Raw genomic sequence first — 10,010 nt, 5'->3', positions numbered from 1 at the left:
GACCCCCCTCGGCCCGCCCGCACGCCCGCCCGCCCTCGCGATCTTGCACTTTCGGTCGTAGAAACGCGCATTCTGAGCCGTTTTGTCGCCGCAGAAACTGCAAGATCGCGAGGGTGAGAAGGCGGGAGAGGGCGGGGCCGAGGGGTCAGGTGCCGTCGCCGCCGGAGCCGCCGCCGCCTACGCCGGTGCCGCCGGCGGTGCCGCCCAGGCCGTAGCCCGGTCGGATCGGCTCGTCGGGGTGGCGGCTGACGTGGGCCGACCCGGCGATCTGCGCGGACCAGTCGGCGTGCGCGGCCGCTGCGGCGTGCCGGTTGATCGCCTGGCGGATCCAGCCGTCCACTGTGGCGACCCAGTCCCGCCGGTCGGCGTCCTCGTGCCAGATCCGGAACCGGCTGATGCGCTGGTGGGTGATTCCGGCCAGCGCCAGCCGGCGATCCATCCAGAGGATCGCCTCCAGGCCCGCCGAGTTGGTCACGAAGATCACCTCCAGCTCGGTGATCGGGCCGGCGTAGAGCGGCCCCACCCAGTAGCCCCAGCGCTGGTGCAGGGGCAGGGTGTGCTCCACCCCTGGCAACCCGCCCTCCAGCAACCCGGACTGGCGGATCATGAAGCCCAGCGTGTCCAGCGCCGCCAGCACGTGCTGCTGGGTGGGGATCGGATGCACGAAGACCGGCACCATGGCCCCCTGGTCAAGGTCGGGGTCGAGCGACACCTCGGTCCGCAGGCCCATCCGCAGGCTCAGCAGCGGCACCCCACCGAAGGTGGTCACCGGGGTCTCCCACGGCAGCGGGAACGCGAAGTCGACCGCCCGCCGCCGACCGGCCGGTACGACGAACCGGCCGGCGATCGGCAGGTGGTGGAACTGCACGAGACGTCGGGCCGCGGCCGGGTCGTCCGGCTCGACAGTGGTGACGAGGCCGAGCCGGATGTGCCGCACCAGCACGTCCTCCGGGCCGGCCGCGACTGTCACCCGCCCGGGCAGGCGCAGGCCCGGGCGGGTACTCGGGTTGGGCAGCGTGGTCTGCACGGAGAGTCCGGTGCCACCGGACTCCGGGGACACTCCCGTCAGCCGCACCGCGCGCCCCCTCCCGGGACGGGGCCCCGGCGGCCCCACCAGGCGCGCCTACCCGGTCGGGGTCGGCTCAAGCCCGCCCGCGTCGAGCGGCGCTGCCATGGGGAGCGTCGACCCGGCCGTACTTCGTCGGTACGGCCGGGTCGACAGGTCAGCGCAACCGACGCCCGCGCGGGACCGTGTCGGTCTCGTCGTCGAACTCCCCGATGACCTCCTCAAGGAGGTCCTCCAGGGCCACGAAGCCGATCGGCCGGGCCGGGCCACCGCCGTTGCGGACCAACGCGAGCTGCGACTGCCGGGCCCGCATCGCCGCCACCGCCTCGGTGACCGAGGACGTCGCGGGCAGCGTGAACGCGGGGGTCATCAGCTCCCCGGCGGTGGCGACCCGGCCGGTGGTGACCACCCGTACCGCCTCCCGGACGTGCACGAGCCCGCACACGTCACCCGCCTCGTCGAGCACCGCGAGCCGGGATCGGCCGCTGTCGCGGCTGACCTCCTCGATCCGCTCGGCCGGGTCGTCCCGTCGGACGGTGACCATGGTGGCGAACGGTTCCATCACCTGCGCCACCGACGTGCCCTGCAACTCCAGCATGCTGGTCAACAGCTGGTGCTGCTCGGCACCGAGCAGCCCGTGCTCTCGGGACTGCTCCAACAGGATCCGCAGCTCGTCCGGGCCGTGCACCTGGGCGAGCTGGTCCTGCTGGTTGACGCCGAACAGCCGCAGGATCGCGTTGGCCAGGGCGTTCAGCGCGGAGAGCACCGGCCGGGAGACCCGGGCGAAGGCGCGGAACGGCAACGCGAGCAGCGTCGCCGAGCGCTCCGCGTCGGTGATCGCCCACGACTTCGGTGCCATCTCCCCCACCACCAGGTGCAGGAAGGTCACCACCCCGAGGGCGAAGACCAGGGCGATCAGGTGACTGGCCGCGTCCGGTAGGCCCACCGCGTGCAGCAGAGGGCTGAGCAGGTGCTCGATCGCCGGCTCGGCCAGCGCACCGAGACCCAGGGTGCACAGCGTGATGCCGAGTTGCGCGCCGGCCAGCATCAGCGACAGCTCGCGGACGCCGTCCAACGCGGCCCGTGCCGCCCGGCCACCGTTCGCCGCCGCCTGCTCCAGGCGGTAGCGCTTGCTGGCCACCAGGGCGAACTCGGCGGCCACGAAGAACCCGTTCAGCGCCAGCAGGATCACCGAACTGAACAGCGCGATCCCGGGGCTCATGCGGTCACCTCAGGTTTGGTCAGCTGCAACCGCACCGAGTCGGCCACGTGCCGGTCCACGGCCAACACCTCGACCAACGCCCGGGGCTCCGCCTCGTTGTCCTCGCCGTCCGCCCCCTCGGGTTGCAGGCTGATCTCCAATCGGTCACCGACCTCGGGCACCCGGCCCAGCTCCCGCATCACCAACCCGGACAGGGTGTCGTACTCGGGGGCCTCGGGCAGGGCGATGCCGGTGCTGTCGGCGACCTCGTCGATCCGCCAACGGGCCGGCACCACCCAGGACCCGTCGTCCTGCCGGGCCGGCGCCCGCTCCGGCGGGTCGTCCTCGTCTCGGATCGGGCCGACCAGCTCCTCGGCGATGTCCTCCAGCGTGATGACGCCGGCGAAGCCGCCGTACTCGTCGACCACGCACGCCATCTGCCGGTGCCCGGCGCGCAGGCGGTCGAGCACCGTGGGCAGGGGCAACGTCTCCGGTACGAGCAGCGGCGGCCCGGCCACCGCGCTCACCGGGGTGGTGGCCCGCTCCCCCGGGGGTACGCCGAGCACGTCGGCGATGCCGACGATGCCGAGCAGGTCGTCGACGCCCTCCGCACCGCGTACCGGGAAGCGGGAGTGGCCGGTGTCCAGCAGCTCGACCACCCGGCTCACCGGTTCGTGCGCCCGGACGGTGTGCACGTCGACGCGCGGCACCATGGCCTCGCCGGCGGTCAGTTCGCGGAAGTCCAGACCTCGGTCGAGCAGCGTGGACATCTCGGCGTCGAGGCTGCCCTCCTCGCGGGACTCGGCGATGATCTGTTCCAGGTCCGCCGGGGTGGCGCCGCTGGGCAGTTCCTCGATCGGCTCGATGCCGATGCGGCGCAGCAGCCGGACCGAGGCCCGGTCGAAGAGCCGGATCAGCGGCCCGGCGACGGCCAGGTAGATCAGGGTGGAGCGGCTCAGCGCCCGGGCCAGTTGCACGGCCCGGGCGATGGCCAGGTTCTTCGGGGCCAGCTCACCGAGGACCATCTGCACGATGGTGGCGATGACCAGTGCCAACGCCACCGACAGCGGCAGGCTGACCGCCTCGCTGACGCCGGCCACGCCGAGCAGGTCGGCGAGACCACCGCCCAGATACGGCTCGGCGACGTAGCCGACCAGCAGCGCGGTGACGGTGATGCCGAGTTGGGCACCGGAGAGCATGAAGGAGAGCCGGCTGGTGACGGTCAGGGCCCGGGCGGCGGCCTGATCGCCGTCATCGGCAAGCTGGCGCAGCTTGCCCCGGTCCACGGCGACGTAGCCGAACTCCTGCGCCACGAAGTAGCCGGTGGCGGCAGTGAGAAGGATGATCAGTAGGAGACCAACGACGATCAACACGGGTCGCTCAGGGCTCCCGGGGTCGTCGGTACGGGGATATGCCGGGCACGACCCGGCTGGCTACTGCTGCCCTCCTGGGCAGAAGAGTCGATCATGCCGTCATTTTATCGGCGCTGGCTGGGACTCCGCTGGGGGTGGGCCGAAGGAGCGGAACGTCCGGTTCAGCGAGCGCCCCGGTTTGTCACGCCGGCCCGCCGCCTGGCGGTCGTCACGCCGGCCCCGCCGGCCCGCCGCCTGGTCCGCGTTCGGCCAGCTCATCGGCGTCGAGCAGGCTCCGGTCGAGCCGCCCCGACCGGTACGCGGCTCGCCCGATCATCTGCGCAGCCACCGGCGCGGTCGCCAACTGGAAGACCGCCACCAGCAGGATCATGCCCAGGTCCGCCGGGGACCGCAGCCGCAACGCGATGCCCAGCAGCAACAGGAGCACCCCGAGCACCTGCGGCTTGGTGGCCGCGTGCATCCGGGACAGCGCGTCCGGGAAACGCAGTACGCCGATCCCGGCGGCCAGGGCGAGCAGGGCGCCGGCCACCAGGCAACCGGCGCCGATCCAGTCCGCGATCGTCGCGATCACTGCTGCTCCCGGACGGCGAAGCGGACCAGCGACACCGAGCCCACGAAGCCGAGCAGGGAGAGCACCACCAGCACGGGCAGCGTGGTGGCGTGCCGGTTGACCGCCGCCTCGGCGCCCACCGCGCCGACCATCGTGGCGAGCAGCATGTCCGCGGCGATCACCCGGTCCACCAGCGACGGGCCACGGTAGAGGCGAGTCAGCGCGAGGAGCGCGGTGACCGACAGCAGTGCGGTGAGGACGACGGCCAGGAAGGTGGTCACGGGCGGGTTCCCTTCTCGGGTGAGGTGACGTCGAGTCGGCGCAGTTCACTGGTGGAGCCGACCGTGCGGACGATTCGCCGCTCGACGGCGAGCGTGCGGGCCCGGGCCACGTCCAGGTCCCCGGGGCCATGGGTGTCCAGGACGTGCAGGTAGAGCGTTCCGGAGTCCCGGTCCACCTCGAGGACCAGCGTGCCCGGCACCAACGAGACCGCCTCGGCGGTGAGCGCCAGGTTCAGGTCGGTGGACACCCGCAACCGGACCGCGATGATCGCCCCACGCGGTCGGTAGCCGGGCTGCACGGCGATCCGGGCGACGTGCAGGCTCGCGCTGACCAACTCGACGGCGAACCGGCCCACGAACACCAGCAGAGCCCACGGTCGCAACCGGCCGCCGAAGCTGACCGCCGGCAGCGGGTAGAACACCAGCACGGCCGCACCGACCAGCAGGCCACCGACCAGGTTGGCCCAGGTGATGTCGCCCCAGAGCAGGTTCCAGACCAGCACCAGCCACCCGAGTGCCACCGCCTGGTCCCGCCAGCGCCCGAGCCGGCCCCGCCCCACCACGGCGGGCCCGGGGGTGTCGGGAGCCGGCTCCGGGGAGCCGGTCACGGCACACCGCCCGGCAGCACCGCACGGACGTACGGGGTGCGCAGCCGCAGGTCCTCGGCCGCGTCGGCGGTGACGTCGAAGAGCGGACCGGCCAGCACTGTCAACGCCAGCCCGATGGCGACCAGAGCCACTGTGGCGCCCACCATCAGCCTCGGCAACTGGACGACCGGCTCGCTGGTGGCCAGCCGGGGCGCGCGCCAGAAGGCGATGTTCCACACCCGGGACGCCACGTACAGGGTGAGCAGGCTGGTCAGGGTGCCGGCCGCGACCAGCACCCCGGGCAGCGGCCCGCCGGCCGCCACCCCGGCCTGGAGCAGGCCGAGCTTGCCGAGGAAGCCGGAGAACGGTGGCACTCCGGCGAGATTCATGGCCGGGATGAAGAAGAGCACGCCCAGCAGCGGCGCCACCCGGGCCAGACCGCCGATACGACGCAGGTCGGTGCTGCCGGCACGCTCCTCGACCAGTCCGGCGACCAGGAACAGCGTGGTCTGGATGGTGATGTGGTGCACCACGTAGAAGATCGCGCCGGAGAGGCCGGCGACGGTGCTCAACGCCACCCCGAAGATCATGTAGCCGATGTGACTGACCAGGGTGAACGAGAAGAGTCGCTTCAGGTCGGACTGGGCCACCGCACCGAGGATGCCGATCACCATGGTCAGCCCGGCGACGACCATGAGCAGGATGTGGGCACGCCCACCGGGAAACAGCAACGTCTCGGTACGGATGATCGCGTAGACGCCCACCTTGGTGAGCAGACCCGCGAAGACGGCAGTGACCGGGGCCGGCGCGGTGGGGTAGCTGTCCGGCAGCCAGGCCGACAGGGGAAAGACCGCCGCCTTGATCGCGAAGGCCAGCAGCAACATCAGCTCCAGGGCCAGTCGGACACCGTCGGGCAGGTCGTCGAGGCGCTGGGCGAGCTGGGCGAGATTGAGCGTGCCGGTGGCGGCGTACACCAGACCGACCGACGTCAGGAAGATCATCGAGGAGAGGATGCTGACCACCACGTACGTCGACCCGGTCCGGATGCGGGTCTCGGTGCCCCCCAGGGTGATCAGCACGAAACTGGCGGCCAGCAGGATCTCGAACCCGACGAAGAGGTTGAACAGGTCACCCGCCAGGAACGCGTTGGTGACGCCGGCGGTGAGCACCAGGTACGTCGGGTGGAAGATCGACACCGGCGAGCTCTCGCTCGTCTCGCTGCGACCCTGGCCGATCGAGTAGAGCAGCACGCAGAGGGTCACCGCCGAGGAGACCACCAGCATCAGCGCGGCCAGTTGATCGGCCACCAGGACGATGCCGACCGGCGCCGGCCACCCCCCGACCGCCACCACCACCGGCCCGTGCCGGTACGCCTGCACCAGCAGCAGCACCGCCACAGTGAGCGTGGCGCCCAGACACAGCACGCTGGTCGCGCGCTGGATTCGGGGCTTCCCGGCCAACAGCAGGGTCAGCGCCGCACCGAGCAGCGGCACCACCACCGGCAGCGGCACCAGGGCGCGCATCACGACTCGTCTCCGCGTCGTAACCGCCGGCGGGCCGGCTCGGGATCGACCTGTTCCGGGTCACCGTTCGGTCCCTCCCCACCACGATCGGCCGCACCGACCTCGTTGCGCCCGGCCCGGCGGATGATCTGCCGGTCCTCCAGGTCGTCGGGCACCTCGTCGTCGCCGGAGAGATACCAGCTGCGGTACGCCACAGCGAGCAGGAACGCGGTGAACCCGAAGGTGATCACGATGGAGGTCAACACCATCGCCTGCGGCAGCGGGTCACTCATCCGCTCCACCGGGCCCGTGCCGACGACCGGCGCCCCGCCGGACCGCCCGCCCAACAGGATCAACAGGTTCACCCCGTTGCCGAGCATGACCACGCCCAGCAGGATCCGGGTCAGGCTGCGCTCCAACAGCAGCATCACCCCGCACCCGACCAGCACCGCGACGGCCAACACCAGCACCAACGTCGGCCCCGCACCGCTCCGCGTCATGCCCGGTCCCCCTTGTCGACGGCCAGCCCGCCGGTGGCCGTTCCGGTGGCCTCGATGTGCCGGTCCACCTCGGCACCGAGGCTGCGCAGGATGTCCAGCACCAACCCGATCACGACCAGGTACACGCCGATGTCGAAGAAGAGCGACGTGACCAGATGGGCGTCGCCGACCAGTGGCAGGGCTCGGTCGACCTTCGCGCTCTCCAACACCGACCCGCCGACCAGCAACGCCACCACGCCACTGCCCACCGCCAGGGCCAGCCCGGCGCCGAGAATCGCGCCGGCGCCGATCGGGGCCGCCTCGGTCAGCTCGTACCGGCCGCCGGCCAGGTAGCGCACCACCAGGGCGAGACCCGCCACCAGCCCGCCGGCGAACCCGCCGCCCGGCGCGTTGTGCCCGGAGAAGAGCAGGAACAGCGAGAACAGCACCACGGTGTGGAAGATCAGCCGGATGACCACCTCCAACACGATCGAGCGGCGTTCCTCGTAGAGGGTGGGGCCTCCGCGCAGCCAGACCGGCCGGCCGCGTCCACTCACGCCCTGCTCGGAATCGGGCCGGCGCGGCCGCGGTCCGGTGCGAGAGCGCTCGAAGATCAGGCTGGCCACCCCGGTCGCGGCCACCACCAGCACCGCCAGCTCGCCCATCGTGTCCCAGGCCCGAATGTCGACAAGGGTCACGTTGACCACGTTGCGGCCGTACCCGTGCGCCACCGCCAGGTCGGGGAAGGCGGCCGAGATGTCCGATGCCCGGCGGGCGCCGACGGCGGTGAGGGCCAACCCGGCGGCGACCAGCCCCGCCGCCGCCCCGATCACCCGACGGGCCCAGCGGGTACGGCGCAGCGGGCGGGCCGAGAACCGCTCCGGCAGGCGACGCAGCACCAGTACGAAGACGGCGATCGTCGCCGTTTCCACCAGAAACTGGGTGAGCGCCAGGTCGGGCGCTCCGTGCAGCACGAACAACATCGCCGTGCCGTAGCCGGTCATGCCCGCCAGCAGCATCGCCGTCAGCCGGCGACGGGCACCGACCGCCAGCACCGCCGCCACCGTGATCACCAGGACGACCACCGGTTGCAGCGCGCTGTCCCAGAGCGGAATCCGCGCCCGCCAGGGGCTGGCGGAGAGCATCGCCGCACCGGGCACCAGCACCAGGGTGACCAGGATGATGCCCAGATACTGCGGCAGTGAGCCACGCTGGGTCGCGCCGGTGACGTCGATGGCCAGCCGGTCGAACCGGCCGATGACCCACTCGTACCCCTGGTTGCCCCCCACCGGTGACCGGAACCGGGCCAGCACCGGGGCGAGCGGCCCACGCACGGCGAAGAGCAGGCCGCCGCCGCCGAGCGCCACCAGGGACAGGCCGAGCGCCGGGGTCGGCCCGGCCCAGAGCGCCAGGTGCGCGTCGACCCCGCCGAGCAGGTCGGCGTACGGGCGCAGCAGGTCGTCCAGCACGCTCGCGGCCGGACCGGCGAGCAGACCGACACCGGCGAGCACCGCGGGCGGGACCAGCAACGACGCGGCGATCGGCCCCGGCGGGACCGGCGCCACACCCGGCCGGTCGGCGAACGCGCCCCAGAGGAAGCGGGCGCTGTACGCGACGGTGAGCACCGTCCCGGCGACCAGGCCGGTGAGGAGCACGGGCTGGTCGGTGAACGCCCCGAACACCGCCTCCTTGGCCACGAAGCCGACCAGCGGTGGCACACCGGCCATCGACGCCGCGGCCAGCACGGCGACCACGAACAGCGGCTGGGACCAGTGCCGCACCCCGGACAACTCGCGCAGGTCACGGGTGCCGGCACCGTGGTCGATGATGCCGACGACCAGGAACAGTGCCGCCTTGAACAGGGCGTGCGCCAGCAGCATCGCGGTGCCGGCCAGCGCGGCGTCCGGGGTGCCCGAGCCGGTCACGGCCACCAGCAGGCCGAGCTGACTGACCGTCCCGTACGCCAGCAGCAGCTTGAGGTCGGTCTGGCGCAGCGCGGCCCATCCGCCGAGCAGCATGGTCGCCACACCGGCGATCTGCACCAGCGGCCGCCACGGGCCGACCGTGGCGAGCACCGGGGCGAGCAGCCCGACCAGGTAGACGCCGGCCTTGACCATGGCGGCGGCGTGCAGGTAGGCGCTGACCGGCGTGGGCGCCGCCATCGCCACCGGAAGCCACGAGCTGAACGGCAGCACCGCCGACTTGGACAGGGCGCCGGCCAGGATCAGCAGCACGGCGCCCACCAGGTACCCGCCGCCGGGCAGCGGCTGAGCGCTGATCTCCGACCAGCGGTAGGTGCCGGCGTGCTCGCCCAGCATGATGAAGCCGACCAGCATGGCGAGGCCGCCCAGCGTGGTGACCGTCAACGCCTGCGCCGCCGCCCAGCGGCTGGACCGCCGTTCGGTGCTGTGCCCGATCAGCAGGTACGAGAAGATCGTGGTCAGCTCCCAGCCGACGTAGAGCAGCAGCAGGTCGTCGGCGAAGACCAGGACGAGCATCGCGCCCGCGAACGCGACCAGGACCGCTGCGAACTGCGCCAGCCCGGTGGAACCGGCACCGAAGTAGCGGGCGCTGTAGACCAGCACCAGCGCGCCGACGCCGCCGATCAGCAGCGTCATCAGCCAGGACAGCGTGGTGAGCCGGAACGCGATGTCGAGGCCCAACTGCCGGATCCACGGGTACGTCTCGACCACCGCCCCGCCGTCGGCGACGGCCGGGGTGCGGGCCACCGCCCAGCAGAACGCGGCGGCCGGCGCGAGCGCCAGCGGGTAGCACGCGCGCGGACCCCACCACCGGACGAGCAGGGGCGCGGCGAGCGCCGCCACGAGATGGAGGATGAGCAGTACCAGCACCTGCGCTCCTGATCGACATGGCCGACGCCCGTGGCAGCGGTGGCGCCTAGCAGCGATCAGACGCCAGTTCCTCCCCCGCCGGGCGGTTTTGCCAGAATTCGCCCCCAGAGCCCCAACCC

9 protein-coding genes are annotated in these 10,010 nt (G+C 72.3%); all 9 read right to left on the bottom strand.

What is annotated here, in order from left to right; genetic code table 11:
- Positions 1–145: 145 nt before the first annotated feature.
- Positions 146–1,075 (bottom strand): sporulation protein, encoded by a 930-nt coding sequence (locus KBX08_RS31440; protein WP_210787402.1) that lies wholly within the window; start codon positions 1,073–1,075, stop codon positions 146–148.
- Between the two features lie 148 nt (positions 1,076–1,223).
- On the bottom strand, positions 1,224–2,288 hold the full coding sequence (locus tag KBX08_RS31435) for a hemolysin family protein (RefSeq protein ID WP_210787401.1): 1,065 nt from the start codon (positions 2,286–2,288) through the stop codon (positions 1,224–1,226).
- Positions 2,285–3,640 carry a hemolysin family protein gene (locus tag KBX08_RS31430; RefSeq protein ID WP_210787400.1) on the bottom strand — a complete coding sequence of 452 codons (1,356 nt, stop codon included), beginning with the start codon at positions 3,638–3,640 and terminating at the stop codon, positions 2,285–2,287. The genes KBX08_RS31435 and KBX08_RS31430 overlap by 4 nt, the downstream gene beginning before the upstream one ends.
- Positions 3,641–3,848: 208 nt before the next feature.
- On the bottom strand, positions 3,849–4,208 hold the full coding sequence (gene mnhG, locus KBX08_RS31425) for a monovalent cation/H(+) antiporter subunit G (protein ID WP_210787403.1): 360 nt from the start codon (positions 4,206–4,208) through the stop codon (positions 3,849–3,851).
- Entirely contained in the window at positions 4,208–4,471 is a 264-nt protein-coding gene (locus tag KBX08_RS31420; RefSeq protein WP_112586633.1) for a monovalent cation/H+ antiporter complex subunit F, read from the bottom strand. The genes mnhG and KBX08_RS31420 overlap by 1 nt, the downstream gene beginning before the upstream one ends.
- Positions 4,468–5,079 carry a Na+/H+ antiporter subunit E gene (locus tag KBX08_RS31415; protein WP_210787399.1) on the bottom strand — a complete coding sequence of 204 codons (612 nt, stop codon included), beginning with the start codon at positions 5,077–5,079 and terminating at the stop codon, positions 4,468–4,470. The genes KBX08_RS31420 and KBX08_RS31415 overlap by 4 nt, the downstream gene beginning before the upstream one ends.
- Complete coding sequence (locus KBX08_RS31410) at positions 5,076–6,581, bottom strand: Na+/H+ antiporter subunit D (protein WP_210787398.1); 1,506 nt, start codon at positions 6,579–6,581, stop codon at positions 5,076–5,078. The genes KBX08_RS31415 and KBX08_RS31410 overlap by 4 nt, the downstream gene beginning before the upstream one ends.
- Complete coding sequence (locus KBX08_RS31405) at positions 6,581–7,060, bottom strand: Na(+)/H(+) antiporter subunit C (RefSeq protein WP_210787397.1); 480 nt, start codon at positions 7,058–7,060, stop codon at positions 6,581–6,583. Before KBX08_RS31405 ends, KBX08_RS31410 begins: the two co-directional genes overlap by 1 nt.
- Positions 7,057–9,891 carry a Na+/H+ antiporter subunit A gene (locus KBX08_RS31400; protein WP_210787396.1) on the bottom strand — a complete coding sequence of 945 codons (2,835 nt, stop codon included), beginning with the start codon at positions 9,889–9,891 and terminating at the stop codon, positions 7,057–7,059. Before KBX08_RS31400 ends, KBX08_RS31405 begins: the two co-directional genes overlap by 4 nt.
- Positions 9,892–10,010: the final 119 nt, after the last annotated feature.

The sequence above is a fragment of the Micromonospora sp. H61 genome, assembly GCF_018070325.1.
In the GTDB taxonomy this organism is placed as follows: domain Bacteria; phylum Actinomycetota; class Actinomycetes; order Mycobacteriales; family Micromonosporaceae; genus Micromonospora; species Micromonospora salmantinae.
Note: the sequence above shows the minus strand (reverse complement) of the source record. Positions and strands in the feature narration are given on the sequence as shown.

Coding starts and splice junctions, on each gene's coding strand:
- KBX08_RS31410 (WP_210787398.1), bottom strand. CDS start 6,581: ATGCGCGCCCTGGTGCCGCTGCCGGTGGTGGTGCCGCTGCTCGGTGCG.
- KBX08_RS31435 (WP_210787401.1), bottom strand. CDS start 2,288: ATGAGCCCCGGGATCGCGCTGTTCAGTTCGGTGATCCTGCTGGCGCTG.
- KBX08_RS31405 (WP_210787397.1), bottom strand. CDS start 7,060: ATGACGCGGAGCGGTGCGGGGCCGACGTTGGTGCTGGTGTTGGCCGTC.